At 70.3% G+C, this 26199-nt stretch carries 24 protein-coding genes and 1 tRNA gene; 10 read left to right on the top strand and 15 right to left on the bottom strand.

Going from position 1 to position 26199, the window contains the following annotated elements:
- Positions 1-13 precede the first annotated feature (13 nt).
- From AB0N27_RS00865 to AB0N27_RS00850, 4 genes are read right to left on the bottom strand one after another with little or no spacing between them, the layout of a single operon-like run.
- On the bottom strand, positions 14-1246 hold the full coding sequence (locus AB0N27_RS00865) for a hypothetical protein (protein ID WP_364362362.1): 1233 nt from the start codon (positions 1244-1246) through the stop codon (positions 14-16).
- Positions 1243-1527 carry a hypothetical protein gene (locus AB0N27_RS00860; RefSeq protein WP_364362361.1) on the bottom strand — a complete coding sequence of 95 codons (285 nt, stop codon included), beginning with the start codon at positions 1525-1527 and terminating at the stop codon, positions 1243-1245. The genes AB0N27_RS00865 and AB0N27_RS00860 overlap by 4 nt, the downstream gene beginning before the upstream one ends.
- Before the next feature lie 28 nt (positions 1528-1555).
- Entirely contained in the window at positions 1556-5935 is a 4380-nt protein-coding gene (locus AB0N27_RS00855; protein ID WP_364365916.1) for an FtsK/SpoIIIE domain-containing protein, read from the bottom strand.
- A gap of 18 nt (positions 5936-5953) precedes the next feature.
- On the bottom strand, positions 5954-6250 hold the full coding sequence (locus AB0N27_RS00850; protein ID WP_364362360.1) for a WXG100 family type VII secretion target: 297 nt from the start codon (positions 6248-6250) through the stop codon (positions 5954-5956).
- A 192-nt stretch (positions 6251-6442) separates the two neighbouring features.
- On the opposite strand from AB0N27_RS00850, the gene AB0N27_RS00845 reads away from it, so the two are divergent.
- Complete coding sequence (locus AB0N27_RS00845; protein ID WP_364362359.1) at positions 6443-7204, top strand: hypothetical protein; 762 nt, start codon at positions 6443-6445, stop codon at positions 7202-7204.
- Between the two features lie 59 nt (positions 7205-7263).
- Positions 7264-7809 carry a helix-turn-helix transcriptional regulator gene (locus AB0N27_RS00840; protein WP_364362358.1) on the top strand — a complete coding sequence of 182 codons (546 nt, stop codon included), beginning with the start codon at positions 7264-7266 and terminating at the stop codon, positions 7807-7809.
- Here AB0N27_RS00840 and AB0N27_RS00835 read toward each other — a convergent pair.
- Positions 7806-10607 carry a BTAD domain-containing putative transcriptional regulator gene (locus AB0N27_RS00835; RefSeq protein ID WP_364362357.1) on the bottom strand — a complete coding sequence of 934 codons (2802 nt, stop codon included), beginning with the start codon at positions 10605-10607 and terminating at the stop codon, positions 7806-7808. The two genes, AB0N27_RS00840 and AB0N27_RS00835, sit on opposite strands and share 4 nt — an antisense overlap.
- A gap of 296 nt (positions 10608-10903) precedes the next feature.
- Here AB0N27_RS00835 and AB0N27_RS00830 point away from each other — a divergent pair, with 296 nt between their 5' ends.
- Entirely contained in the window at positions 10904-11848 is a 945-nt protein-coding gene (locus AB0N27_RS00830) for an RNA polymerase sigma-70 factor (protein ID WP_364362356.1), read from the top strand.
- 83 nt (positions 11849-11931) lie between these two features.
- Positions 11932-13119, top strand: a complete 1188-nt coding sequence (locus AB0N27_RS00825) for an FAD-dependent oxidoreductase (protein WP_364362355.1) — start codon at positions 11932-11934, stop codon at positions 13117-13119.
- A 4-nt stretch (positions 13120-13123) separates the two neighbouring features.
- Here the strand turns inward: AB0N27_RS00825 and AB0N27_RS00820 are convergent, their stop codons facing one another.
- Positions 13124-14014 (bottom strand): NmrA/HSCARG family protein, encoded by an 891-nt coding sequence (locus AB0N27_RS00820; RefSeq protein ID WP_364362354.1) that lies wholly within the window; start codon positions 14012-14014, stop codon positions 13124-13126.
- A gap of 86 nt (positions 14015-14100) precedes the next feature.
- Here AB0N27_RS00820 and AB0N27_RS00815 point away from each other — a divergent pair, with 86 nt between their 5' ends.
- The gene (locus tag AB0N27_RS00815; protein ID WP_364362353.1) at positions 14101-14646 is read left to right on the top strand and encodes a helix-turn-helix domain-containing protein; all 546 of its coding nucleotides are present in this window, start codon (positions 14101-14103) and stop codon (positions 14644-14646) included.
- Positions 14647-14699: 53 nt separating this feature from the next.
- Here the strand turns inward: AB0N27_RS00815 and AB0N27_RS00810 are convergent, their stop codons facing one another.
- Positions 14700-15710: a helix-turn-helix transcriptional regulator gene (locus tag AB0N27_RS00810; RefSeq protein ID WP_364362352.1), complete on the bottom strand. Its 1011-nt coding sequence runs from the start codon at positions 15708-15710 to the stop codon at positions 14700-14702.
- A 543-nt stretch (positions 15711-16253) separates the two neighbouring features.
- On the opposite strand from AB0N27_RS00810, the gene AB0N27_RS00805 reads away from it, so the two are divergent.
- Both AB0N27_RS00805 and AB0N27_RS00800 read left to right on the top strand, forming a co-directional pair.
- Positions 16254-16568, top strand: a complete 315-nt coding sequence (locus AB0N27_RS00805; protein WP_364362351.1) for a PqqD family protein — start codon at positions 16254-16256, stop codon at positions 16566-16568.
- Positions 16569-16768: 200 nt separating this feature from the next.
- A complete protein-coding gene (locus AB0N27_RS00800) occupies positions 16769-17752 on the top strand; it encodes an AraC family transcriptional regulator (RefSeq protein WP_364362350.1) in 984 nt (327 codons plus the stop codon).
- Positions 17753-17801: 49 nt separating this feature from the next.
- On the opposite strand, the gene AB0N27_RS00795 is transcribed toward AB0N27_RS00800, so the two are convergent.
- Entirely contained in the window at positions 17802-18995 is a 1194-nt protein-coding gene (locus tag AB0N27_RS00795; RefSeq protein WP_364362349.1) for a serine hydrolase domain-containing protein, read from the bottom strand.
- A 120-nt stretch (positions 18996-19115) separates the two neighbouring features.
- Positions 19116-20195: an aldo/keto reductase gene (locus AB0N27_RS00790; RefSeq protein ID WP_364362348.1), complete on the bottom strand. Its 1080-nt coding sequence runs from the start codon at positions 20193-20195 to the stop codon at positions 19116-19118.
- A gap of 91 nt (positions 20196-20286) precedes the next feature.
- On the opposite strand from AB0N27_RS00790, the gene AB0N27_RS00785 reads away from it, so the two are divergent.
- Entirely contained in the window at positions 20287-21168 is an 882-nt protein-coding gene (locus tag AB0N27_RS00785; RefSeq protein WP_364362347.1) for an AraC family transcriptional regulator, read from the top strand.
- A 3-nt stretch (positions 21169-21171) separates the two neighbouring features.
- Here AB0N27_RS00785 and AB0N27_RS00780 read toward each other — a convergent pair whose 3' ends face one another.
- On the bottom strand, positions 21172-22332 hold the full coding sequence (locus AB0N27_RS00780; protein ID WP_364362346.1) for an epoxide hydrolase family protein: 1161 nt from the start codon (positions 22330-22332) through the stop codon (positions 21172-21174).
- Between the two features lie 126 nt (positions 22333-22458).
- A complete protein-coding gene (locus AB0N27_RS00775) occupies positions 22459-22764 on the bottom strand; it encodes a hypothetical protein (RefSeq protein WP_364362345.1) in 306 nt (101 codons plus the stop codon).
- Between the two features lie 196 nt (positions 22765-22960).
- On the opposite strand from AB0N27_RS00775, the gene AB0N27_RS00770 reads away from it, so the two are divergent.
- The gene (locus AB0N27_RS00770) at positions 22961-23521 is read left to right on the top strand and encodes an AAA family ATPase (RefSeq protein ID WP_364362344.1); all 561 of its coding nucleotides are present in this window, start codon (positions 22961-22963) and stop codon (positions 23519-23521) included.
- Between the two features lie 114 nt (positions 23522-23635).
- Here AB0N27_RS00770 and AB0N27_RS00765 read toward each other — a convergent pair whose 3' ends face one another.
- From AB0N27_RS00765 to AB0N27_RS00755, 3 genes are all read right to left on the bottom strand, one after another.
- On the bottom strand, positions 23636-24427 hold the full coding sequence (locus AB0N27_RS00765; RefSeq protein ID WP_364362343.1) for a HEAT repeat domain-containing protein: 792 nt from the start codon (positions 24425-24427) through the stop codon (positions 23636-23638).
- A 135-nt stretch (positions 24428-24562) separates the two neighbouring features.
- The gene (locus AB0N27_RS00760) at positions 24563-25516 is read right to left on the bottom strand and encodes a serine hydrolase domain-containing protein (RefSeq protein WP_364362342.1); all 954 of its coding nucleotides are present in this window, start codon (positions 25514-25516) and stop codon (positions 24563-24565) included.
- Between the two features lie 3 nt (positions 25517-25519).
- Complete coding sequence (locus AB0N27_RS00755) at positions 25520-25687, bottom strand: hypothetical protein (RefSeq protein ID WP_364362341.1); 168 nt, start codon at positions 25685-25687, stop codon at positions 25520-25522.
- 27 nt (positions 25688-25714) lie between these two features.
- Between AB0N27_RS00755 and AB0N27_RS00750 the strand changes: the two genes are divergently transcribed.
- The gene (locus AB0N27_RS00750) at positions 25715-26098 is read left to right on the top strand and encodes a tyrosine-type recombinase/integrase (RefSeq protein ID WP_364362340.1); all 384 of its coding nucleotides are present in this window, start codon (positions 25715-25717) and stop codon (positions 26096-26098) included.
- A 14-nt stretch (positions 26099-26112) separates the two neighbouring features.
- Here the strand turns inward: AB0N27_RS00750 and AB0N27_RS00745 are convergent.
- Positions 26113-26189, bottom strand: a tRNA-Ile gene (locus AB0N27_RS00745).
- Positions 26190-26199: the final 10 nt, after the last annotated feature.

Below are 26199 nucleotides of genomic sequence, written 5' to 3'. Positions count from 1 at the left end.
GCCGCCGATGTCATCAGGCACCCTCGACCAAGTGGTGCTCGGTCGCCTGGAGTCCCGCGACGAACAGACCGGCGGCCAGGGCGAACGCCTGGTTGATGCCGCCCCAGGTCGCGAATATCGACTGCAGACCGGTGCCGTACTTGCTGAAGGCGCCGCCGAAGAAGGGCAGGCTTTTCAAGAAGCTCAGATCCTTGATGGGGTTGATCCCCATGAAGGCGTTCCACCACGTCTTCATCATGCCGGCGAACCCGTTGCCGAACACCTTGTTGATGGTGCTGCCGACGAAGTTGAAGAATCCGGGCTTGCCGGTGGCGATGGCGAGGGGCTTGGCGAAGTCGAACAGTTCGATGATCTGACCGCCGGGCCTCCAGTTCGCATTGATCCTGATGTTCGACATCGACTTGATGAACTTGCTCACCGATTCGATCTGCTTGCCGAAGGCGCCGACGGCGGCTCCCAGCCCGGCGAACCCGAGCCCGAGGGCGCCGAGCACGACGGACAGCACACTGCCGTCGCCGCCGCCCAGCAGCACGCTGTCGGCTATCAGTGTGACCGCCCCGGCGACCACGCCGGCGAGCGCGAAGGCTCCCACCCCCGGGATCAGGATGGCCAGCGCCGTCAGGACCATGGCGATGATCCCGAAGATCTTGCTGATCATCTTGAAGATGTTCATGACCCGCCAGTTGATCTTGTCGGTGAGACCGTCGTCGTAGTTCTTGCAGTTCACCGCGTCACCCAGTCGCTTGCCGGCCACCCCCAGCGCGTCGAGGGCGCCGGTCAGCCGGTTCTTCGCGGCGCTGATCTGCGCGTTCGCGTCGTCCTGCGCGCGCCGCTTGTCCTCGCCCTTCTGCTGCTCCTCCGGCGGGACAGTGCCGTCGGCACCCTTCTGCGGGTCGGGCATCGCGTTCGCCCGGCTCAACGAGGCGGTCGCGTCACCCTCGTCCCGCTCGGCCGCGTTCACCTCGGTGATCGCGCGATCGAGGTCCGGCTCGTACTTCTTGATCTCGGTGGCGACGTCGCGGTAGCGCACCCCGGCCTTGGTGAGACTCTCCGTGAGGGACTTGGCGTCGTCCTTGACCTCGTCGACCCACTTGCCCCGCAGGGCCTCCTCCCCGGCGTCGACGATCTTCTGCAGCTTGCTGACCGTGTCGTCGATCGTGTCGGAGATGAGCTGGTAACGCTTCTGCGCGGCCTCGATCTCGGCCGGATCAGCCCTGCGAAGAGTCTCGAGGCGGCCGTCGCTCACTTGCCGCCCTCCTCGAGGCTCTTCAGCATCTGCAGATCCGCGTCGGTCCACGCCTGGTCGGCGCCCTCGATCCGCTCACGGAACTTCTTCATCGCCTCGACCATCTTGTCGCGGCTGCCGGTCCAGTTGTCGGCGAAGTCACCCATCGACAGGTTCGCGTTGTGCTGCCCCCACCGGCCCTTCTGCTCGTCCTGGAAGTCCAGCGCGCCCTCGAACTGGCTGATCAGCTCGCTGAGGTCCCGAGCCAGATCGGCCAGTCCCTTCACCACGATGTCGGCCATCACACCACCGCTTCCACAGTCGTCGTGTTCACACGCCGGCCCCGGCCGCCGGCTCCAGGAGAGGAATCTGGACGGTCTGGAGTGTCCCGTCGCCCAGGTGCACCCGGGCGACCCCGGGCACCACCTTGTCGGCCAGTGCGGCCCGGGTCAGCCGGACACCCACCAGGTCACCTGCACCCAGGGTGGGCGGGGAGAGCAGCGCGCCCCGCCGGTTCTTCTTGACCTCCACCTGCCAGCCGGAGAAGCCCATCGCCACCGAGGAGATCTCGCCGGCGATCACGACGGCCCGGCGCCTGCCGGAAGCGGTGCGGACCAGTTGGCGCAGGTAGTCCCGGCACGGGACGTCACGCCACGCCTCGGCGTCGTCCACGAGAAGCGCGACCGCGTCGTCACCGCTGTCGAGCAGCGCGGAGAACTCCTCCTCGGCAGGGCTCTCCCCGGTCACGACGCCGCGAACTCCGGGACGGCCGACGAGATCGAGCAGCGGCGTCCGCATGGGGGCGCCGATGACGAGTTGAACGCCCGAGCGCAGCAGCGACTCGGCCATCACCCGGAGCGCGGTGCTGCGACCGGACCGGGACGGCCCGGCGATCAGGAACGTCGGTGCCTCGTCGAGCAGGTTCGTGCCGACCGGCGCCAACTCGTCGCCGCCGACACCGACCAACGCCCAGCCCTGCCTCGCGGTGCCGACGGACTCCCAGGCCTGCTCGAAGGTGAGCTGGGTGGGCATGACGGCGATCGTCGCCGGACGCCGCTCGCGGGGCACGTACGCCTCGCGCTCGGTCAGCCGGGTCGCCAGCCTGTGCATCGTGGCAACCTGCGCCGGACCACTCGGGTCGTTCGCCAGCAGGCAGACCTGCACCTCGATCGCGGTGTGCGCCCGATAGCCGCGGCCTGCCGGCAGGTTCTCCGGCATCTTGCGCGGATTCAGCCCGGCAAGTGTGGCGTCACTGCGGTCGGAGAGCCGCAGCACCACCTTCTCCTCGCACAGCCCGGCCATCCGGCCGCTCAGCAGACTGTGGTCGCCTGTCACGATCAGGTGCACGCCGACGCTCGCGCCTTCGCGCATCAGGATGTACACGAGGTCGGTCAGCGCACCGCTGTCGTGCTCGCTGAGGGTTCCCATGAACCCCTCCCAGCGGTCGAGCAACAGCAGGATGTGCGGCAGGCGCTCGGCGACCGGGGCGGCCGCCCGTTGCTCGGTCAGGTCGGCGAAGCCGCCCTGACCGAGGATCCTCTGCCGGCGCTGCACCTCCTCGTGCAGGCGGCGCAGCAGGCGGTCGGCCCGTTCCACATCCGTACGCTGCGCGACCGCTCCGCAGTGCGGGAACCGGGTGATCGGCAGAAGGGCCCCGTTACCGCAGTCCAACCCGTACAGGTGCAGGTCACCGACGCTCGCGGCGCTGGCCGCGGCACTGGCGATGGTCCGCAGTGCCTGCGACCGCCCCGACCGGGGAGCCCCGACGATGTGCAGATGACCGAAGGTCGACAGGTCGATCGTCATCGGCGCCTGCTGCTGACTGCGCGGCAGGTCCTGCACGGCCCAGGCGAACGACGGCTCACCGCGCTCGTCGCGCGGCGGCTCGTCGGGCAGGTCCACCACGGAGACCGTCGGCAGTGCCGGCAGCCAGGGACGGCGCTGCGCCGGCACGCCCAGCATGTCGTTGGTCTGCCGGATCGTCGACACCAGCACCGACAGGTCGGTGGCCTCGTCGACCTCGGCGGCGGCACGTGGCCGCTGCGGCGCGGGTCGTCCCAGGTCGAACCAGCCCACCTGGTGCAGGAACGGCGCGGCCACGGCCTCCGTCGCGTTCTGCCGTGGGCGACGGCCACCGATCCGGCCCGTCTGGAACGGGATGAGCGAGCTGTGGCCGAGCCGGGCGTACGCGCGGCCGGGGTGCGCCGCGGAGATGCTCGCCGCCTCCCGGGCGTCGATCACGTCGGCGCTCTCCCCCGCATCGGTGACCCGCAACGCGACCCGCAGATTGGTGTTGGCCCGGATCTCGGCGGAGACCACGCCGTTGGGGCGCTGGGTGGCGAGGATCAGGTGGATGCCGAGCGACCGGCCACGCTGGGCGATGTTGACCAGGCCGGTGACGAAGTCCGGCAGCTCACGCGCCATCGAGGCGAACTCGTCGATGACGATCAGCAGTCGCGGGATCGGCTCCGGCACGGGCCGCCTGGTCGCGTAGTCGACGTAGTCCTCAAGGTCCTTGGCGCCGACCGCGGCGAGCAGGTGCTCCCGGTGGGTCAACTCCGCCCCGAGCGAGGTGAGGGCGCGCTCGACCAGATGGGTGTCGAGGTCGGTGACCATGCCCACGGTGTGTGGAAGGTCGACGCAGTCCTTGAACGCGGCCCCGCCCTTGTAGTCGACGAGTACGAAGTTCATCGCGTCCGGCCGGTTCGCCACGGCGAGCGAGGCCACCACCGTCTGCAGGAACTCCGACTTGCCGGAACCGGTGGTGCCCGCGACCAGCGCGTGCGGACCGTGCTGGACCAGGTCGAGCGCGAACGGCCCGTCGAGGCTGTAGCCGACGGTCGCCCGGGTGCTGCGCGGCGAGGCGTTCCACCGGGCGGCGATCGCGGCGACCGACGGGTCCTCCATCCCCATGATCTCGAGCAGACGCGCGGAGGACGGTAGCGCCGCGTCGCCGTGGCTGTCGCTGACGTCGCGGATCGGCGCCAGCCGCCGCGCGGTGGCCGGGAACCAGTCGTCGATCACCTCGTCGACCCGGATGCCATCGACCTGCGCGGCTCGTTGCCGGCGCAGCGTCGTGGGCAGGCCGTCACCGCCGGCCACCACTGTGGTGCACTCCTCCGGCAGGGTGCGCTCGTCGTTGTCGACGCAGATGAAGTAGACGCCCACGGCCGGGCCGCCGAGCAGGATGGAGACGACGCCGGGCAGGGCGCGCAGCCGCCGGGCGCCGTCCAGCACGACCACCACATCAGGGTCGGCGAACATCGCGCCCGACCCGACGTCGAGGCGGGCCTGCCGGCGGGCCTCGATCAGCTCGATCAGCTCGGCGATCCGGCGGGCGATTGTCTCGGTGTCCGTGCCGAGCAGGGTCAGGGTCTGCTGCCCCAGCAGGGGACGGGTGTGCGGCAGCCAGGCCGCCCACTCCCACAACGTGCCGCCGCCCGGGTCGGTGAGCACGTAGAGCTGAAGGTCGCGAGGGCTCTGCGCGACGGCCAACTGGCCGACCATCCACCGCGCCAGCCGGCGCGGCCACTCGCCCCGGCCGGCGACGCCCACCACGCCCGCCTGCACGACGGAGAACGAGACCGGTACGTCGTACAACTGCCTGTCGGTCTGCCGGTCCTGGCCGGACTCCTCCACGGTGATCTTGCTGGGCAGGTCGGCGATGCCGACCCGGACCACCAGATGGTCCGGATCGGTACGGCGCCGCTCCCACAGCCGGGCCCGCGGGCCGGTAGCGACGATCAGCAGTTCGGCCGGGTCGGGTGCGGCAACGCGGCGATCGTGGCGCTCCAGGATGAGCGCCTCGGCGATGTCCTCCTCGATGGCGGCGACACGCGCCGCGTGCTCGGCCACCTGCCTCCGGTGGCTGGTCCGGCCCTGGCGGCGTCCGGTCCACCAGTTGGCCATCACCATGATCGGCGACATCGCCGCGAACATCAGGTAGATCGGGTTCCGCAGCACGGTGGCCATGACGGCGCCGAACGCGGCGGGCAGCGCGGCGGCCAGCCACGGCAGAGCGTTGGGGATCGGTGCCTTGACCTCGGCCGGGATCTTGAACTTGTCCGGCCGGACCGGCGGGAGCAGCCGCGGTGGGCGGTTGTAGTCGAGGTACTCGCTCTCCGGGGACGGCTCGACGACCGCGTCCGGGCAGAGGACCGGATGTGCCTCCAGTGTGGTGGCACCCACGGTCAGCTGTGCGGTCTCCCGCCACCGCACCTCGGCGCCCGGCAGTTCCTCCCGATCCAGCAGCAGGTCACCTTCGGCGCCGCGGACGTACACCTCGGCGTCGAAGGTGACCCGGACGACGGCGGCCACCGGGGGGACCCCGTCCAGGCGCACCGGGCAGCCCTCGACCGAGCCGATCCGGTGCTCACCCGGCCCGAGGGCCCAGACCCGGCCGGCGCCGGCACCTGTCACCGCCCGGATGGTGACCAGACCACCGGTCGGGACGTACGGGGCCGGCCCGGGCCCACCGACCCACAGCACCGAACCGTCGTGCACGCCGCTGGCGGACAACGGAAGGTCGAGGTCGAGTGGCCCGTGGTCGAGATAGATCCGGCCGGATCCCGGGAGTTGACCGTGCGCGATGGAGGACGGGTCGAGACTGTCCAGCAGGTTCTTGACGATGTCCCGCACCGGGGTGGCGGGGTCGGCGTCCACGACCACGTCGGCCGACCACGCCTGCGGGGACGCCAGGGTGATCAGCATGCGCACGGCGTATCCCTGTTACTTGTTCAGCGAACCGGCGAGCTGGGTGTCCATGTCGCGCAGTGCCTCGACGGCCTTGTCCAGCCACTCGGAGAGCAGGTCGAGGTTCTGCATCAGCTCGTTCGCCGCGCTCACGAACTCGGTGTGCACCTCGTCGAACTTGGTGGACGCCTGGTCGGTCACGAAGCCGGAGGCGGTCAGGTTGTCCACGATCGACTTGCACTCGGTCAGCCGTGAGTCGATCTCGTTCTTGTTGTTGCGCATGCGGGTCGCGCTGTCCGACATCTCCGTGTAGGTGATGTTGAGATTCGCCATCGGGTCGTCCCTTCGAATGGTGCGAGCCCACGCAGCACGCCCGGCCCGCTTGGCATCGCGCATCAACGTAGGAAGGCCGCCCGTTCGCGGTCCAGACCGGAGTTCGCCCCCTGGGCCCGTGGGCCCAGGGTTTTCGTTGACAGCCGTCACCGCGCCACCGACGATGCCAGGGCCCGAGTGAAGGAGTGGACGATGAGCTGGCTGGGACGTTCCCCCGGTGACCTCCGCTCGCCCGAAGCGGGGGCCCACGAGCGGTCCGGCGCCTGGACCATCGACCGGGCGGTACGCGCCCTCGCCACCGGATGCGCCGACGGGCAGCGCCCCGTTCCGGCCGTCGGCGCCGTGGTCCTGGGCCCGGAGGCCGTGGTGTTGCACCTGACCACCCCCGACGAGGCGCCGCCACCCGGCTGGACCACCGAGGACCACGGCCGCACCTGGCGGGCGTCCCTCGGGTGGCTGGCGACCGCGGCACCGGTGAACGACCGGCTCGCGGACCCGTTCCCGCTGCTCGTCTCGCTCGGTGTGACCGACGGCGGGCGGCTGCTGCTCAACCTCGCAGAGGCGGACGGGATCATCAGCGTGGGCGGCGACCTCGGGCTGGCCCGAGGCCTGGTCCGGTCGTGGTCCCGGCGGCTCACCACCAGCCCGTGGTCGACCGGTTCGCGGGTGATCAGGGTCGGATTCGAGCCCGACCACGACTTCACCGGGCTGGACGTGTCGCGGCTGGTCGAGGCCGGACAGGCGTTGAACGACCCGCAGGGCGGCGTCCTGGTGTTCGCCGACCCGCCAGCGGGCCGCGACGTCTACCAGGTCGACCGGCTGCTGGCCGAGCCGGTGCGACGCTGGTCCGTGGTGGCCGTCGGTCTGGATGGCGCGACCTGGCGATTCACGGTCGGGATGGACGGCACCATCGACACCGGCATCCTGGCGGAGCAGGTGCGCCTGCGCCCGTAGCGGGCCGTGTGAAGCGAACGTGAAGGCGTCGTGAAGCCGGCGGCAGCAGACTGGTTGCCATGATCACGGTTCCCGCGCAGCCGGGGGCGGCCGGTGCCCGGGTGCGGGTTGCGATCTCCAGCCCGGAGATCCTTGCCCACATCCGCCACGAATTCGCCAGCAAGGGCCTAAACGCGCACATCGACGGCCTGCCCTCGGTAGACGTCGTCGTCACCCCCAGGGGCGACGCCACACCGGCGACGGGTGCGCTCGCCGGCGCCCTGAACGAGCTGGCCGGGCCGCACACCAGGCAACGGGAGCCGGCCACCGCCCGCTACCGGTTGGGGCTGGTCCCGCGCGTCCGCCGCCCGTCCCCCACGGTCGGTGGCGACCGCGCGCCGGCCAGCGGTACGTCGTGCACGCACGGGCACCCGTCACTGTCACGGCGCGAGGCCGAGGTGATGGACTCGATCAGCAGGGGGATGCGCAACGCCGACATCGCCGCGCTGCTGCGGATCCGGGAAAAGACCGTGAAGAACCACGTGAACCGCATCTTCACCAAACTTGGCGCCCGCACCCGCATCGAGGCCGTGCTGATCTGGCAGCGCGAGCGGGTGGCCAGCTAGACCTCCAGAGCCGCCAGGAAGGCCCGCACCTCGACCGCCTCCTCGGCGTGCAACTGCTCGAGCGGGGCGAGGGCCCGGCGGGCGAGGTCAGCGACGACCTCTGCCCCTGCCCCGTGCTCCGCGACGCCGCCGCGTGCGCTCGCCCGGGCGAGCCCGAACAGCGCGAGGCCCTCGTGGTAGAGGTCCCCCACGTCCCTGCTGATCCGCAGTGCCTCGCCGAACGACTCCTCGGCCGCCCCCTGCCGTCCGAGACCGTGCTGAGCCAGTCCGATGTTGATGAGCAGGTTGGCCTCGAGGATCCGGCTTCGTGACCGGCGGGCGTACTCCAGACCGGGCAGCCCGTCGCGCATCGCCTCCTCCCACCGGCCCGTCTCCGCGTTCAGTTCACAGAGGACGTCGTGCGTGGCCGCCAGGTAGTAGTCGATCCCCTCCCGACGCGCGAGCACCAACGCCTCGCGGGCCGGGCCACGGGCCGCCTCGTACTCCTTCGCCTCGCGCATCGTCGACGCCAGGTTGCCGAGCAGGCTGATCCGGTACCGCCAGTCGTCCGGGTGGTCGAGCAGTTCCAGGCCGCGGTTGAGCTGCCGTACCGCGATCTCGTTCTGCCCGAGCCGGGAGTACGCGACGCCGCGATGGTTGAACAGGATCGCGCGGGCGACGTGGTTGCCGGCCGCCTCGGCGGAACGCATCGCCACGCGCAGCAGTTCCAGCCACTCCAACGGCTGGCCGGCCACGTAGAAGTAGTCGAACACCAGGCAGGCCAGGTGCCAGGCCGCCCCGTGCTGCCCCTCACGCTGAGCCGCGCGCACGAGCGCCACGATGTTCGGCCGCTCCGCCTCGCACCACCGCAGGCAGTCCTGCTGCCCGTGGAACACGACAGGCGGGACGTCGCTGTGCGGCGGCTCGACCGGCGTGCCGCGCAGGAACATCCCGTTGCCACTCCACCCCGACAGCGTCACGCGGTACCAGGACAGGACCCGCGACAGGGCTTCGCGCCGCTCGCCCGGCTCGAGGTCACCGGACAACTCGGCGGCGTACACCCGGGTGAGGTCATGCAACGTGAACCTGTCGTTCTCCTGCTCCAGGAGGCAGAGCGCGCTGAGCTTGCCGAGCAGGATCTCGGCCCGCTCGACCGGGACGCCGAACAGCGCCGAGGCGATGTACCGGGTCACGCTCGCACCGGGGAAGACACCGAGGAGCCGGAAGGCCCAGGCCGCGTCGTCGCTGAGCGCGGCGAACGACCAGGACAGCACGCCGCGTACGGAGCAGAGTGGGTCGTCGTCCAGTTGCAGCCCGTCCAGCCGTTGCCGGACGTCCTCCAGTTGGCCGACGAGGTCGCCGATGCGGGTGCCCCTGGTCGACACCACCCGCTCGGCCGCGATCTGCAGGGCGAACGGTGACCTGTCGCACAGCGCCATGAGCCGGTGGGCGGATTCCGGCTCGGCCCGTACCCGGTCCTCCCCGATCGCGGTGGTGAGCAGGCTCAGTGACTCCTGGTCGTTGAGCGCTCCGAGTTGGATGCGGCGCGCGGCATGGCGGACGACCAGTCTGGAGAGGCGGTTGCGGCTCGTCACGATGACGAAGCAGGTGCTGCCGCCGGGCAGCAGGTCCTCGATCTGGTCGTCCGACTTGGCGTTGTCGAGGACCAGCAGCATGCGTTTGTCGGCGACGAGGCTGCGCCACAGCACGATGCGGTCCTCCCGTCCGCTCGGGATGTGGCGGGCGCCGACCGAGGTGAGCAACTGGTGCAGGGCGGCGTCGGGCGTGAGGGCGGCGTGCGACGGGTCGAACCCGCGCAGGTTGAGGTAGATCTGCCCGTCCGGGTACTGGTCGCGCAGCAGATGCCCGGCGCGTACCGCGAGCGCGGTCTTGCCGATGCCGCCGACGCCCACGATCCCGACGATCCGTCTCCGTGGTTCGGTCACCCCGCCGGCGCACTGCATCACGGTGAGCAGCTCGGCGGTCCGTCCCACGAAGGCGTCGTTGTCGGACGGCAGCTGGGCGGGCCGGACGGGTTCCCCGGGCGGCGGTGTCCCGGGCGGCGGTTCCCCGGCTCTGCGGCGCTCGTCGGCCAGGATCTCGGCGTAGACCTCCTGGATGGCAAGTGACGGACTGATGCCCAGCTCGGCGGCGAGCCCGCTACGCAGATTCTCGTACTGGGCCAGGGCGTCGGCGGTCCGTCCGCTGCCGTGGAGCGCTCTCATGAGGACAGTGCGGAGCCGCTCGTCGAATGGATGGGCCGGAACCTCCAGCAGCAGGCGGCTGATCACATCCGGGAGCCCACGAGGACCGGTGATCTCGGCGTACTCGATGAGAAGTTGCAGCCGCAGCTCGGCGAACCGGTCGCGGGCCAGCGCCACGAAGGGGCCCGGCACCCCGGTGCAGAGTGTGCCCACGGTCCACGTCTCCAGGGCGCGCTCGTACGCGGCGGGAGCGTTCGGGGTGCTGCGGGCCGCCCGCGCCCGATCGGCCAGATCCTTGGCCCGGATGGCGTCGAACATCGTTCGGTCGAGGCGCAGGCAGTAACCGGCACGGTCACTGACCAGGGCGTCCTTCGCCGGCCCGAGTGCGCGGCGGAGCCCTGAGACATAGGTGTGCAGACTCCCGGCCGCGGTGGCGGGAGCCGCCTCACCCCAGACCCGCTCGATGAGTTCCCCACGGGAGACGGTGGTGCCCGCGCAGAGGGCGAGCACGGCGAACGCGGCACGCTGCTTGGGCGGGCCGATCTCGATTTCTTCGCCGTCGACGTAGGCGCGGAGCGGCCCGATTCCCTGGACCCGCAACCTGCCGTCACTCAATGCGACCCCGTCCCGCCAGGGTCCGCCATCGTCGTCGTCGCTGCCAAGAGGCACTCCTCGCGGTCAACACCCCCGACCGATCCCCGACCCGACACCCCCGTCGGTACGGGACGAACCGGGCGGCATTAACGATAGCCCACTCATGTTTCCGCGATTGCACATCTTTCACCGCGCCGAACGCCCGCCGCCGGGCGATCCAGATCGCCACGGCTGGCGGCGGCGACCGGTCATCCGGGTCAGCCGTGACATCGCGATGGCGTTCGGCAGGGCGTGCGCGGGTGGTTAACTATCAGGCCATGCCGCTGCGTACGGACGAGGTCGAGCTGTTCGAGCGTTCCAGGGCCCGTCTGGAGGCGATCGCCTACCGCCTGCTGGGCTCGGCGAGCGACGCCGAGGACGCGGTCCAGGACACGTTCCTGCGCTGGCAGGCCGCCGACCGGGAGTACGTGGAGACGCCCGAGGCGTGGCTGACGAAGGTGCTCACCAACGTGTGCCTCAACCAGCTCACCTCGGCACGCGCCAGGCGGGAGACCTATGTGGGCACCTGGCTGCCCGAGCCGGTTCTCGCCGGGGACCGGATGCTCGGCCCGGTCGACACCGTCGAGCAGCGCGAGTCGGTGTCGATGGCCGTGCTCACCCTGATGGAGCGGCTGACGCCCAACGAGCGCGCGGTGTACGTGCTGCGCGAGGCCTTCGGCTACCCGCACACCGAAATCGCCCACATCCTCGGCGTCACCGAGTCGAACTGCCAGCAGATCTACCGCCGCGCGAAGCAGCACGTCGCCGCGGGTCGTTCCCGCGTCGAGGTCGACGAGGCGGCCACCCGCAGGATCGTCGCTGAGTTCCTCGCCGCCGCCACCAGCGGCGAGACCCGGCGCCTTGTCGAGTTGCTTACCGACGACGTGACGAGCGTCGGCGACGGCGGGGGCAAGATCCCGGCCCGGACCGCTCCGATCGTGGGTGCGCTGGCGGTGGCGAAGTTCCTGCGTGGCCTGTTCAGGCCCAGCGACGTCAAGCGCGACCTGGTGGGAGGCCGGCCGGCCCTCTACGTCCAGGTCGCCAACGGCGGCCCGGCGGTGGTGGTCGTGATCGACGACCGGGTCGTCGGCGTCATGTCCCTGGAGGTGACACCTGAGGGCGTCGCCGACATCCGCAGCCAGGTCAACCCCGACAAGCTCGAACGGGTCACCCGCCACTGGTCCACCTCCGAACACGGGGAACCCCTCCTCACGGTCTGGTGACCCAGGTCTCAGCCGACTCCTGTCAGCAATCGCGTCGCCGCCCGGTTCAGGAAGCGACCACCAAGCGAGACAGGAGTGCCACCATGAAGCACCGCATCGTCGTCCTCGGGGCCGGATACGCCGGGGCCACAGCCGCCGGTCGCCTCGCCCGGCGGCTGCACCCGGACGACACCGAGATCACCGTCGTCAACGCCGACCCCGACTTCGTCGAGCGGGTCCGCATGCACCAGCTCGCCACCGGGCAGGACCTCAAGACCCACGAGCTGAGCAGGGTGTACGCGGGCACCGGCGTACGGGTCCGCCTGGCCCGGGTCACCGCCGTCGACGTCGACCGCCGGACCGTCGCGCTCGTCGACGACAAGGGCGCCGACGAGGTGGCGTACGACACGCTGGTCTACGCCCTCGGCAGCGCCGCCGCCGACCACGGCGTGGCGGGCGTCGCCGAGCACGCGTACGACATCTCGGGCCGGGCGTCGGCGCTGCGGCTGCGCGACCGCCTCGCCCACCTCGGCGCCGGCGGGACCGTGCTCGTCGTCGGCGGCGGCCTCACCGGCCTGGAGGCGGTCACCGAGATCGCCGAGGCCCGGCCCGACCTCGACGTCGCGCTCGCCGCCCGTGGCGGCCTCGGTGACTGGCTCACCGGCAGGGCGCAGGCGCACCTGCGTGGTGTCTGTGACCGGCTCGGCATCACCGTCCACGAGCACACCGACGTCGCCCGGGTGGACGGGACCGGCGCGGTCACCGCCGACGGCCTGGTGATCCCGGCCGACGTGACGGTGTGGACGACGGGCTTCGCCGTCCACCCGATCGCCGCCGCCACGACCCTTACCGTCGCGGACACCGGACAGATCGTCGTGGACGACACCATGCGCTCGGTCTCCCACCCCGACGTGTACGCCGTCGGCGACGCCGGACTCGCCCAGGGGCCGGGTGGCAGGCCGCTGCGGATGTCCTGCGCCTCGGGCGTCCCGATGGCCTGGCAGGCCGCCGACGCCATCGCCGCACGCCTGACCGGGCAGCGCAGGTACGCCAAGGCGCCGTTGCGCTACTTCAACCAGTGCATCAGCCTCGGCCGCCGCGACGGCATCATCCAGTACGTGACAGCCGACGACAGGGCCAAGCCGTCCTTCCTCGCAGGCAGGCTGGCGGCCCGTTACAAGGAGGTCGTCTGCAAGGGTGCGGCCTGGGGCATCGCCCACCCGGTGCTGTACCCGGTGCGCCGCCGCCGCATCGTCGCGACCCGGACGGAGACCGTCCCGACGATGTCGTGAGGTGTCAGGAGAACGTCCGGCGCGCCCACGTACGGAAGTCGGTGGTGGGCAGGCCGAGGGCACGGGTCATCTCCGGTCGGGCGGGACTGCCGTTCTCGTTGATCTGCTCGACCGCGTTGACCATGGCGGGCAGCAGGCCGTGCTCGACGGCCTGCTGCGGGGTGAGCACGGGCGCGGTGACCGCCCGGCCGGTGACCTCACCGAGGATGGCGGCGACCTCGGTCATGGTGAGCAGGTCGCCGGCGAGTTCGACGTCCAGGCCGTCGAGCTTGCCCGGGCTGGTGAACGCGGTCGCCGCGGCCTCGCCGATGTCGTCGACGGCGATCCACGGAAGCCGCGTGTCCGCCGCGAAGCCGGTGATGATCGTGCCGCTGGACCAGTCGCCGAAGAGGTAGGACCAGCCGACGAGGTTCTCCATGAAGGTCGAGGGCTTGAGGATGGTCCAGTGCGCGAAGCCACCGGTGCGCACCATCTCGTCGATCGCCGCCTTGCTCTCCCAGTAGTGCCTGTCCCACCGACCCTCGGCCCATCCGGGCTGGTTGCGGTGGAAGTCGCCGGCGCCGGAGACGCTGCTGTGCACCACGTGCGACACGCCGGCCCGGCGCGCCGCCTCGACGACGTTGCGGCCGCGGGTCACCTCGGCGTCGCCAGGCATGTTCGTCACGTCGGGGTACGGGATGGAGAAGAGGCCGTCCATCCCGTCCGCCGCGGCGAGCAGCGACTCCGCGTCGTCCAGGTCGCCCGTGACAAGTTCGGCGCCCCGCTGCCGCAGAGCCTTGGCGCCGTCGCTGCCCGGGTCCCGGACCAGGGCACGGACCGCGACACCTCGGTCCAGCAGCGCGCGGGCCGTGGCCCCGCCCTGCTTGCCTGTCGCGCCGATGACGAGAACAGCCATGATGCCTCCCCAGAACAAAGTGGGGTGGCCCCCCACTTCTCGTCGGCTACGATATGGGGGACCACCCCACTTTGGCAAGGCGGGCCATGAGAGCGGACGCACGGCGCAACTACGACCTCATCGTCGAAGCGGCCTCCGAGGCGATCGCCCGCGACGGCGCGTACGCCTCGCTGGAGGAGATCGCCCGGTCCGCCGGAGTGGGCTCGGCGACCCTGCACCGGCACTTCCCCACCCGCTGGTCGCTGCTCCAGGCCGTCTTCCGCACCTGCGTCGGCAACCTGGCGGCCCGCGCCGGAGACCTGCTCACCGCGCCGGACGCCCTCGACGCGCTGACCACCTGGCTGCACGAGGTCACCGCGTACGCCACGACAACCCGCGGCCTCGCCGATTCCCTCCTGAACGAGCCCACCGAGGAGACCGACGCCTGCGGTTCGACGCTCGTCGCGGCAGGTGAACCGCTGCTGCGTCGAGCCGTCGACGAGGGCTCGGTACGCCCCGACATCACGATGGCGGACCTGATGATGCTCGCCAACGGCATCTCACTCGCGGCGCAACCGGCGGGCGCGGCCAAGGCGGAACAACTCCTGGCCCTCGCCCTGGAGGGAATACGCGGCCACGCCCGTCGAGCGTGATCAAGACGGACGCGGTCAGTCGCGCGCTCGATCCACAACGGAGCGGGGACTGCTCACGCGTCCCGTTCCGCCGACCTCGGCGCTCCGGCGGCCCGCAGGGTCTCGTTGGGGTGGCACCCGTACGCCTCGCGGTACGCCTGCGCGAACCGGCCGAGGTGGGTCCAACCCCAGCGTCGGGCTGTCTGCGCTACCGTCTGCCCCGGTTCGGGATGTCGCAGGTCCCGGTGCGCCTGGCGCAGGCGGACCGAGCGCAGGAACGCCATGGGGGACTGACCCTGGTGCCGCCGGAACGCGGCCTGCAAAGCGCGTTGGCTGATCTCGCAGGCGGTGGCGATCTGACCCACGGTCAACGGCTCGGCGGCGTGCGCCTCGATGAACTCGGCGGCCCGCCGCACGACGCCGTGGCCGACATCCGACTGGCCGGGAAGGTAGTGGATGGTCATTGTCGTGTTGGGGAAGACCGCGACGGCAGTGTTCGCCACGAGGTCCACCAGACCGGAGCGGGCCAGCGGGCTGGCGAGAACGGCGGTGACACCGAGTTGCTGCCTGGCGAAGGCGGTCACCGACTGCCACAGCAGGTCCATCTCCAAGGAGAGGGGCGCCAGCGCGGTGAACCGGAAGTTGGTGGCGGGCAGACCCGTCCGGGCGGCGGCCCCGGCCGCGATCCTCGTCATCGGCAGCCGGACCACGACGGACGTGATGTCGTCCACCATGTGTGACGCCCCCACCTCCGGGTAGCGGCCGGTCATGCCCGGTCCGAGGTGCAGTTCCTCGTTCCTGGTGCGGACGGCGTACCTGCCGTGCGTCAGGGTCACCGTGGCGAAGTCCGGGTAGGGCGAGGACTCGGTACGGTTGCGCATCGTGTAGCGGGTCTCGCTGATGTCCAGGTCGTCGACCCGCAGGGTGACCCGCCGGTATCGGAAGCTGGCCCGCGGCCCGTAGATCCGGGCCCGGTGTTCCCGGAACCTGAGGGCGATCAGATGGTGCCCCTTCTCCGGATCAGAGGTCTCCACCACCTCACGCGTCACAGCCTCGGGCCCGCCCTGGTCTGCCATCGCCGGCATCAGCCGTCACCTCCGGTGGACCGTCGCGGCCCCGACCTGATTGAACGTGGTGCTGAGGGTTGCGACAGTCCGAGTCGACGCGACACGCCGATCGACGACCCGATCCACTTTCCGTACGGGCCTGGCCGTTTTGCGAAGGCAGGGTCGGACACACGACATTTCCGCGTAACAATCACAGTCGATGCCCTCGCCTCTCTCGCTACCTCGGAGCCATCCGCCCGCCGACGGATCGGTGACTGCGTCGTCCGGGTTACCTGCCACCGGGCCGGAGCAGTCGGGTTCCCGACACAATGGCACGCCGGGCGGGCTCCGCCTCTCGGTCCTAACCTCTGCCTGTCCGAGCCACTCACCCTGGCACGGCCCACACGGCCGGCCGGTCGGGGTCCGCGACGCTGCGACCCGATCGGCCGGTCCCGTGTCCGTTGGTTCGGCGGGTCCAGTTGCCCGTCGGCCACGTTCGGGGAGGCAGACGTGCGGAGGTCCGAGAGGGCGGGGGCGGGATCGCCGAGCGGCAGCGAAAGTCCCCACCATGGAGGTGCCGAAGTGAGCTCCGAGCCATCGACCGTGTATCGCGTCCGAGGTGAGCGCGTCACCTGGCGTGCGGCCGGTGACCAGACAGTGCTGCTCGACATCCGCAAGTCCGTCTACCTGGCGCTGGACCGTTCCGCCGCCATGCTGTGGCCGCACCTCATGGCCGGAGCCACCGAGACGGACCTGGTCAAGGTGCTCACCGACAGCGGGACGGTGGAGCCCGCTCGCGCCCTCGCCGACGTCCGGAGGTTCCTCGCCGAACTTCAGGACATCGATATGATCGAACGCCTCGACGCCCGCCCCGAGGGCGGTCCGTCGCAGGCCTGACCAGGTCACCACGGCCGCGTCACTCCCACCCGGGCGACAACCGGTCCACATATCGACAATGCCTGGTACGCAGGAACCACGTCGGCTGACCCCCGGCTTCGTTGAGAGGAAGCAGCGCCGTCACGTCTCTTCCGCCCGGCTCACGTGGCCGGATGGATGTCACTGGTGGTGCTGTCTTGTCTGGGCAGGAGGGAGACACCGTGCAGCAGAACCCCGATACCGCAGCCTCGATCATTCAGCACAAATTTTCCACAGACGAGGTGTCGCAGGCGCACGACGTGATACGTCAGCGGTGCGCGGGCCTCACGCTACGACCGCAGGGCGTCGCCACGCCGTTCTCGTTCCGGGAGGAACTTATCGACGCCGGCCCGGTTCTGACCAGTCGCGTGTGGTGCGGCATGGACTACGAGTTGCAGCTCGAACCACTCAGAGACCTGCTGCTCGTCGCGGTCGTGAACGGCCGGACGGTGGTGCGGGACGGCCGGGAGGAGGCACAGGCCGGCCCCGGAGACGTACTCCTGCAACGGACCGGCCGGCCACTCACCAACATCTGTGACCGATCCGAGCTCTACAACATCAGCCTGGACGCGCGCACCGTGACCGAGGCGGCCGTCGACAAGACAGGCATCGCACCGCACCTCTTCCGGTTCGAGGCGATGACACCCGTCTCGGACGAGATGGGCCAGTTCTGGCACGACACGGCGACACATCTGCATCGCCTGCTCACCGGCCCGGCGGAGCCGCTGCGAAGCCCGCTGGTGATCCACGCCGCCGCCGACCTGGCCGCGTCGGCCGCGCTGGCCGCGTTCCCGCACTCCGCGATGACGATGACGCACCGGCTACGGGTGGGCCAGTTGCCCGTCGGGCCGGTACGCCGGGCCGTGTCGTTCATCGAGACGCACTGCCGGGAAGCGATCACCCCCATGCAGATCGCCGAGGCGGTCCGCGTCACCCCTCGCGCCCTGCGGACGGCGTTCCGCCGGCATCTGGGCACCACACCCCGGGCGTACCTGTGGCGGGCGCGACTCGACGGCGCACACCAGGACCTACTCGCCGCCGATCCGGCCCGGGGTGACACCGTGGCCGCGATCGCGCACCGCTGGGGGTACCTGCGCCCGAGCCGCTTCGCGGCCGCTTACCGGGAGGCGCACGGCCGATCCCCCAGCGACACCCTGTACTCCTGATCCGGTCGGCCCGACTGCCCGGTGGCGCACCCGCCACCGGGCAGTCGCCTCAGCGGTCGGTGGCGCACAGCGCCGTCTCGACGCTCCGGTTCACCGCGCCGAGCATCTCCTCGCCGGTCGGCAGGCCGGTCACCGCGACGACGGCGCTCCGGCCGTCACTGGTGGCCAGGTTCCGGGTCTCGAAGCCCTGGATGTCACCGCCGTGGCCCCAGGCGAAGCCGCCGCAGGGCAGCTCGTAGCGCGCGACACCCAGCCCGTACGCGTACTCCCCGGTCGGTTCGAACCCGGGCGCCGGCACTGTCGTCGTCAGGGCCGCCTGCTGCGCGGGCTTGAGCAGCCGGCCGCCCACCAGCGCGTCGAAGAAGGTCCGCAGCTCGTCCGGGGTCGACACGAGTTGACCGGCGGCCCAGCCCAGAGACGGGTCCATCTCGGTGACGTCCACCCACGGCGCGCCGGGCGCCACCGCGACGTACCCGTGCGGGTGGGTGCCGCGAAGCCGCTGTTCACCGACGCCCGGCCAGTAGGTGTCGCGCAGACCGAGCGGCCTGATGATGCGGTTGGTGATCTCCTCGCCGATCGGGCGTTCGGTGACCTGCTCGACGATGAGCCCGGCGAGGACGTAGTTGGTGTTGCTGTACTCCCACTTCTCCCCCGGCGCGAAGTGCGGTGCGCCGGTGAGCGCCGCGTCCACCAGCCGGCGCGGCTCGTAGTACGAGTGACTCTTGTCGACCAGGTCCTGCGGCCTGGTGAACAGCACGTCGTCGTAGTCCGGAAGGCCGCTCGTCTGTTGCAGCAGCTGTCGTACGGTGATCCTGCCGCCGTCGTTGCCGTTGCCGCGCACGACCCCGGGCAGGTAGTGCTCGACTGTGGCGTCCAGGTCGATGCGGCCCTCGCCTACCAGTTGCAGGACGACCACGGCGGTGAAGGTCTTCGTGTTGCTGCCGATGCGGACCTGGCCGTCGCGGGGAACCGGGCGGCGCTTCTGGAGGTCACCGACCCCTGCCGTGTAGTCCCGGACCCGCCCGTCGGCCCCCCGCACCGAGGCGAGTACGCCGGGGAAGCCGCTCTCGCTGACCAGACCGTCCAGTTGTCGCTGCACGACGTCGCGCGGACCGTCTCGCCTGCCGGTGTCGGCGAACGCCGAGGGGCCGGTCAGGGCGGCGCCGACGGTGACGGCAGCCACCGCGGCGGCGGCCATCCGCACGGTGCGGCGGCGGGAGGGATCGTTAGGTGTCCTGACCATGATGACTCCTCGGTATCGGTAACGCTTGACACCATCAATGGTGCAAGAAGTCCGATTCCTGGACGATCCCCCCTGCTGCCCTCCTCCGGTACAGCCTGCGCTACCCCGGCCGGCCGGTGATCAGTACCTGACCGCGTCGGGAGTGAGCCAGGGCGACGCGCCGCTCCGCTGACCATCCACTGTGGCTCCCGCGAAGGCGAGCCTCGGCGCGAGGAACCGGTTGTTGTCGGCGGGGAAGTTCAACGCGGGCGTCGACACCTCGTCGAGTCGTTCCGTCTGCCCCGGCGACAACCGCACGTCCACCGCGTCCAGGTTGGCCCTGAGCTGGTCGAGGCGCCGCGCGCCGATCAGCACCGAGGTCACGCCGGGTCGAGCGCCGACCCAGGCCAGCGCCGCCGCCGCAGGGGTCACCCCCGCCTCGTTCGCCACCTCGTGCAGCACGTCGATGACCTGCCAGTCCCGCTCGGCGGGACCGCCCACCAGCGCGCCACGCTTCGTGTCCACGGCGTCGTTGCCACGGACGAACTTGCCGGAGAGCCAGCCGCTCTTGAGCGGGCTCCAGGGGAGCACTCCGAGGCCGTGCTCGGCCGCCATCGGGATCAACTCCCCCTCGACGGTCCGTTCGAGCAGCGAGTACTCGAGCTGCAACCCGATCGCCGGCGTCCACCCCCGGAAGTGGGCGACGATCTGCGCCTCGGCCGCCTTCCACGCGGGCAGATCCGACAGGCCCACGTACCGGATCCTGCCGGCCGTGACGAGGTCGTCGAGGGCACGCAGCGTCTCCTCGACAGGTACGCCCCGGTCCCAGTTGTGCAGCCAGTAGATGTCCAGGTAGTCGGTGCGCAGCCGGCGCAACGACTCCTCCACCTGGGCCACCACGGCCTTGCGTCCGGCGCCACCGCCGTTGGGATCGCCGAGGAACAGGTTGCCGAAGAACTTGGAGCCGAGGACGATCCGGTCGCGCAGGCCGGGCCGGGCGGCCAGGTAATCGCCGATGATCTTCTCGGAGTGGCCGTTGGTGTAGATGTTGGCGGTGTCGATGGAATTGCCGCCGCGTTCCAGATACTCGGTGATCATCGCCTCCGACTCGGCGACCGAGGCGCCCCACCCATGATCCTCCCCGAAGGTCATGGCACCGAGGGTGTACGGGCTGACGCGCAGGCCGGAGCGGCCCAGAGTGACGAAATTGTCAAGTGGCATGCGTCCAGTGCACACCCGCAGGCTCTGGTGCGGGTAGATCGATGCTGCCAGCGCGTTGCCTGATCCTGCCAAACTCGGCAGGATGGGCACCATGAGCGCGTTGCCCGAGATCTGCGACCTGCTGCGGCGCCACGCCGGCCGGCCGGCGCCGACCGGGCTCGCCCTGCACCGCAGCGACTCCCCCACCGAGCCGGTGCCGGCTCAGACCGCGCCGACCTTCGCCATGGTCGCGCAGGGCGCGAAGCGCGCGGTCCTGGGCCGGAACGTCTTCGCGTACGCGGCCGGGCAGTACGTCGTCGCGTCGGTGGAACTGCCGGTGATCGCCCACGTCACCCGGGCCACTCCCGACGAGCCGTACCTGGTGCTGGGCCTCACGCTGCGCCCGCCGCTGATCGCGGAACTGCTGCTGGACGCACCGCCGGCGCGGGGCGAACCGGCGGCGGGCATCGCGGTCAGCACCGCCGGCGACGACCTGCTCGACGCGGTGGTACGGCTGTTGCGACTGCTCGACCGTCCCGAGGACCAGCGCGTGCTGTGGGCCGGCCTGGAGCGCGAAGTGGTCTGGCGGTTGCTGACCAGCGAGCAGGGTGGCACGGTCCGGCAGATCGGGCTGGGCGACGGCAACGTCGTACAGATCGAGCGGGCGATCCGCTGGATCCGCGACCATCACGCCGACCTGTTCCGGGTCGAGGACGTGGCGCGCGTCGCCGGGATGAGCGTGACGTCCCTGCACCGCCACTTCCGGGCGATCACCACGATGACGCCTATCCAGTTCCAGAAGCTGATCCGGCTCCAGGAGGCTCGGGCTCGGCTGCTCGTGGAGCCCGGTGACGTGGCGGCCGTCGGATTCGCGGTCGGCTACGAGAGCGCGTCGCAGTTCAGCCGCGAGTACCGCCGACTGTTCGGGCTGCCGCCCGGCCAGGACGCGGCCCGCCTCGCCCGGCTCGACCCGACACAGCTCGCCGACGTATGAGCCTCATCGCAGCAGTCGGAAGAAGGCACGCAGGTCCGCGATCAACAGCTCCGGCACTTCGAGCGCCGGGAAATGCCCCCCACGATCGTGCTCCTTCCAGTACCGGATGTCCGGGTAGCGACGGGCCGCCCACCGCCGGGACGGCCGAGGCAGCTCGGCCGGGAAGATCGACGCCCCGACGGGTACGCGGATCTGAGCGGTGTCCTCGCCGCTGATCCACGCCGCCACCTGCTCGATGCTCTCGGCGTAGAGGCGCGCCGAGGATGCCGCAGTGCCGGTCAGCCAGTACAGCGTCACCTGATCGAGGACCTGGTCCCGGGTGAGGCCACCGGGTCGGGCGGGCGTGGGGTCGGCCCAGGTGAGCAGCTTCTCGGCCATCCACGCGCACAGCCCGACCGGCGAGTCCGTGAGGGCGTACCCGGCGGTCTGCGGGGCGGTGCGGTGCACCTCGGAGTACGCCGAACTGGTCCGCCCGCGATGGCGCAACCGCTCCAACGCCTCGCGCTCGGCGTCGGTGAGGTCCCCGTCGGCGGACGGGTCCGGCCCGGCGAGGGGCGGGACGAGGTGGATGCCAACCACGTGCTCGCCGTCCCGGGCCGCCAACATGCTGGAGATGCTGGTGCCCCAGTCACTGCCCGCGGCGCCGTAACGGGTGTACCCGAGTGCGGCCATGATCTGTGCCCAGGCGGCGGCGATCCGGCCGATCCCCCAGCCCGGCTGGGTGGGCTTGCCGCTGAAGCCGTACCCGGGCAGCGACGGGATCACCACGTCGAAGGCGTCCCCGGCGGTGCCGCCGTGGCGCACCGGGTCGGTGAGTGGGGCGACCAGGTCGACCAGTTCCAGTACCGATCCCGGCCAGCCGTGGGTGAGGATCAGCGCCATCGCGCCCGGATGTGGTGATCTGGCGTGGAGCACGTGGATGTCCACTCCGTCCACGCCGACGAGGTACTGCGGGACCGCGTTGAGCCGCGCCTCGGCCGCTCGCCAGTCGTACCCCTCGGCCCAGAACCCGCACAGGTCCCGCATCACGGGCAGGGGTATGCCGTGTGCCCACCCGGGGGCGGGCGCCGCCTCCGGCCACCTCGTACGCGCCAGCCGGTCACGCAGGTCGGCCACCTCGGCTTCCGGTACGCGTACCCGGTAGGGGCGGAACTTGATCGACATGGGTCTCCATCCGTTCGCCCTCCACTGTGCCCGGTCCGGGCCGAGCAGGCGCCAGTCCCGGCCGAGGAGTTTCTCCGCAAGACACTTCCTGACCCGCCCACCTGCCTCGTCGCGCGGGTGGTCGTCTCACTCCGGGTACCCGTCCGTGGACGGCCCCTCGGACCGGGCCTGCTGGCGAGCCTGCCAGATCGCGTGCCCCTTCAGGAGGTAGCCGAGCCAGTAGATCGTGAACAGGATCAGGAAGCACATGAAGAAGACCCCGGAGACGATTATCGCGAGCACCAGCGCCGTTCCACCGTCTGCCATTCCATATATCGCGAAGCCAACCAGGCCGAGCAGGAAGAAGAAGACCATGTACAGCGGAAGCGTCGAACTGTCGGCGGGATGAGGCACGCGAGACAGCCCGGGCACACCGGGGTCGTTGTCGATCATGCCACCGAGTATCCGGGACTTATTCGAACAAGTCACTGGGACAGGTGGGCGAGGAAGGTCGGTCCGTACCCCGGAAGTCCGCACGCACGCAGCTCTGCTGCGCGGCAGCGATCGCCCCGCCGTCGACGGCCAACAATCCCGACGGTGATCGTCCCGTCAGGATCCCGGCCATTGCTCAGCCGCGTTAATGTGCCCCGTGATCGTATGGCTCAACGGCACCCATGGCGCGGGCAAGACGACGACGAGCGCGCTCGTGCAACAGCTGATCCCGGATTCACGGGTATTCGACGCCGAAAAGGTCGGCGAGACGCTCATGGACATCACGCCAGGGCTGCCCGAGACGGACAACTTCCAGCACTGGCCGCCGTGGCGGCAACTCGTCGTCGAGACCGCCCGCCGCGTGCTCGACTACACCGGCGGCACTCTGGTGATGCCCATGACCGTCCTGGTGGAGCAGTACTGGCGCGAAATCAACGAGGGTCTCGCCCGACACGCCATATCGGTAAGGCACTTCGTCCTCCACGCTGACCAGGACACCCTGCGCAGGCGTATCGAGGGGGAACACCCCGTCCCCTCCCCGTTCCGCCTCAAATACCTTGAGCCCTACGCCGAGGCGGCCCGCACGTGGCTGCATGCCGAGGCCGAGGTCGTCGACACCACGCACCTCACGCCCGCCGAAGCAGCCCAGCAGATCGTCCTCCGAGTTACCGGGGGTGGCTCAGGCACTCTCCTGGCGAGATCTGAAGACTGCCACTGACGATCGGGCCCGCGTGCGGCCGCCTGCGGGCCGCCCTGATGAGGACGGCATCCGCCGTGGTGAGCCGGTCGACCTGGCTCTCTCGCGGGTCACGCCACGTCTGGGCGGGTGAGGCTATCGCGGCTCGCGCTCGTGGATCCGGCGCAAGGTCTTCAGCGCGGTCTTCGCCGCGGTGCTGACACGGGCACCGGATCCGGTGGTGCTGTGATCGTCCGAGGCCAGGCGGGTCAGGACCTCAGCAGCCCGCTCGTCACCGCTCGCGCCAAGAGCCCTGGCAGCCCAGAACCGCATCTCGGGGTCGCGATGGCTGGTCGCCTGTACCAGTCGTTCGAAGACAGCTGGACCGAACCTGGCCAGGGCGGACGCGAGATAGCCCGCCCGCGAGAATCGCCGGGACTCGAATGCGGCCCACAGGGAGGTGAGCGCATCGTCGCTGCCGATGTCGGCCAACGCCTCACTCGCGGCGGCCCTGACGAACTCCGCCGGGTCGTCGAGGCGGCGCGTCAGCGGCTGGATCGCGGCGGAACTCGACAGGTTCCCCAACGCCTGGCATGCGCTCTCCCGTGTCAGCCCGTCCGGATGCTCCAGCAGGTCGATCAGCAGCGGCTCGGCTGCTCTGATCCCGAGCTGTCCGCAGGCTCTGGCCGTCCACGCCTGACAGCCGTACTGCTCATCGGCCAAAGCGACGAGCAGCGGTTCCTCAAGCGTCGCGTCGCCGAACAGCCACAGCCTGTTGAGCCCGCGGGTATAGATCTCCGGGTCGAACTGCCGATACCCAGCAACGACGGCGCGCAGCGCCTGCACAGCGCGCTCGTCGCCGCCGGCCGCGAGGTCCACGAGTCTGTCCAGTGCCTCTCCCCGCAGCACCCGATCCGGGCCGGTGAGCGGTTGCAACTCCTCTGGCACACGACCAACTTACGGCCTGTCGGCGGCCCATCCCAGATCCACGATCAGGCTTCGGCTGGGACGGCATCGGCAGAGGTGTTACTGCAGGCGGCGGCACCCATAGTCTCAATTGTTGAGGAGCGCGCGGCAAGGTGATCAGCCGAAATGGCGTTGCGCAATTTCGATGAGGGCGAACAACGTATCGCGGCAGTCCTCGGCGTTCGTCATGGCGGCGACCGCGGTGCCTGACGCTGGCCAGGCGAACGCGAAACAGCTGTAGCCGGTGTTCTGCCCGGTATGGCCGAAGCGACCGTCGCGGACCTCCGTGCCCAGACCGAATCCGCCTGGCGACTGAGGCTCCAGCATCTGTGTGGCTAAATCCCGTGGGAGCAGCGCGGAGTCGCCGGCGTGGGCTCGGGTGATTTCCAGCTCGAGCCGGACCAGGTCGAGCGGGGTGCTCCACAGTCCGGCCCCGGCCATCTCCGGTTGCGTGTGCCAACCGCCGGGTACAGCGGCGCCGTTGGCATGGCCGCGAGCCGCACGTTCCTGGTGTTCATGCGGGAAGTGTTGATCGAAGCTGCTGTCTGCCATACCCACTGGTTCCAGCACCAGCGCCGCCATGAGCTCGTCAAACGGGGTCGCCGTCACATCGGTCAAGAGCTGTTGAAGTAAGGCGTAGTGGCTTCCTGAATAGCGGAACTCGGAGCCTGGCAGCAGCTCACGCCGGACCGCGGGCGTGTTGGCCGGTGGTGCACCCGTCAGGATTTGCAGCAGCGACGGTACTGGCTCACCTACGGCATACCCCGGGAACCAGTTCTCGGTCAGTCCGGCAGTGTGCGCCAGGACCTGACGCACGGTCACTGTGCCCGTACCAGGGAGCTGCCAGGATGAGAGGTAGGTGTTGACATCGGTATCGAGGTCGATCGTCGTGTCGGCAACCAGCCGCAGAGCGCCGAACGCAGCGACATGCTTACTGATCGAACAGGCCGGGAACAACAGGTCGCGGCCGCCGGTCCAAACATCGCCGTCGACCCCTCCGACCGCGACACCAATGTCAAGAGTCGGGTCGGTGCCCGCTGTCAAGTCCCGCCAGTCCTCTTCGAAACCCACGGCTCAGTAGTATGCCGTGGGATGGCCTGGCGCACTCAACTCGACGATCTCTCCGCCGATGACGACGATGGCACCGAACGGTGTCTTTCCCTCGTCTTCCAACGCTCGCCGTGAGATCTCGATGGCCCTGGCGAGAAAGCGCTCGTCCTGGGTGGTCAGTGGGGTGGTCACGGTTTTTCTCCTTGCCGCTCTGGCGGCTTGCCGCCGTTGACCCTTCGCTTGGGCCAGGGCTTGAGTGGGTGGCGAACCGGAGTTCGGTCCGATCGGCCGGGTATTCGGCGTCGGAGACAGGGCTGCGGGTCGATCGGTCTCGTCGGCCTGACCCCGCACGAGCTGCGGCACACGGCGGCCAGTCTCGCGGTGGCTGAGGACGCCAACGTCAAGGCGGTGCAGCGGATGCTCGGGCACGCCTCGGCGGCGATGACGCTGGACGTGTACGCGGACCTGTTCGAGGACGACCTGGACCAGGTGGCGGACCGCCTCGACCGGGCGGCGGGTCGTGCTGCTGCGGACTCGGTGCGGACCGAGGGCGTCGGTCCGGACCTCGACGCGGTGCGCCCGGATCGTCGGCAGCATGCCTGACCAGGTAAAACGGTTGGTGGGGCGGGCGGGACTCGAACCCGCGACCGAGGGATTATGAGTCCCCTGCTCTAACCGGCTGAGCTACCGCCCCGAAACACCGC

Source organism: Micromonospora sp. NPDC093244 (assembly GCF_040683695.1).
In the GTDB taxonomy this organism is placed as follows: Bacteria; Actinomycetota; Actinomycetes; order Mycobacteriales; family Micromonosporaceae; genus Micromonospora.
The sequence above is the reverse complement of the archived record's forward strand: the minus strand, read 5'-3'. Positions and strand labels throughout refer to the sequence as shown.

Bases quoted from the DNA above. Each gene is read 5' to 3' on its own strand.
- AB0N27_RS00780 (WP_364362346.1), bottom strand. From the start codon at position 22,332: ATGTCGATCAAGTTCCGCCCCTACCGGGTACGCGTACCGGAAGCCGAG.
- AB0N27_RS00855 (WP_364365916.1), bottom strand. From the start codon at position 5,935: ATGCTGATCACCCTGGCGTCCCCGCAGGCGTGGTCGGCCGACGTGGTC.
- AB0N27_RS00825 (WP_364362355.1), top strand. From the start codon at position 11,932: ATGAAGCACCGCATCGTCGTCCTCGGGGCCGGATACGCCGGGGCCACA.
- AB0N27_RS00785 (WP_364362347.1), top strand. From the start codon at position 20,287: ATGAGCGCGTTGCCCGAGATCTGCGACCTGCTGCGGCGCCACGCCGGC.
- AB0N27_RS00840 (WP_364362358.1), top strand. From the start codon at position 7,264: ATGATCACGGTTCCCGCGCAGCCGGGGGCGGCCGGTGCCCGGGTGCGG.
- AB0N27_RS00790 (WP_364362348.1), bottom strand. From the start codon at position 20,195: ATGCCACTTGACAATTTCGTCACTCTGGGCCGCTCCGGCCTGCGCGTC.
- AB0N27_RS00815 (WP_364362353.1), top strand. From the start codon at position 14,101: ATGAGAGCGGACGCACGGCGCAACTACGACCTCATCGTCGAAGCGGCC.
- AB0N27_RS00845 (WP_364362359.1), top strand. From the start codon at position 6,443: ATGAGCTGGCTGGGACGTTCCCCCGGTGACCTCCGCTCGCCCGAAGCG.
- AB0N27_RS00860 (WP_364362361.1), bottom strand. From the start codon at position 1,527: ATGGCCGACATCGTGGTGAAGGGACTGGCCGATCTGGCTCGGGACCTC.
- AB0N27_RS00830 (WP_364362356.1), top strand. From the start codon at position 10,904: ATGCCGCTGCGTACGGACGAGGTCGAGCTGTTCGAGCGTTCCAGGGCC.
- AB0N27_RS00810 (WP_364362352.1), bottom strand. From the start codon at position 15,710: ATGCCGGCGATGGCAGACCAGGGCGGGCCCGAGGCTGTGACGCGTGAG.
- AB0N27_RS00775 (WP_364362345.1), bottom strand. From the start codon at position 22,764: ATGATCGACAACGACCCCGGTGTGCCCGGGCTGTCTCGCGTGCCTCAT.
- AB0N27_RS00820 (WP_364362354.1), bottom strand. From the start codon at position 14,014: ATGGCTGTTCTCGTCATCGGCGCGACAGGCAAGCAGGGCGGGGCCACG.
- AB0N27_RS00850 (WP_364362360.1), bottom strand. From the start codon at position 6,250: ATGGCGAATCTCAACATCACCTACACGGAGATGTCGGACAGCGCGACC.
- AB0N27_RS00795 (WP_364362349.1), bottom strand. From the start codon at position 18,995: ATGGTCAGGACACCTAACGATCCCTCCCGCCGCCGCACCGTGCGGATG.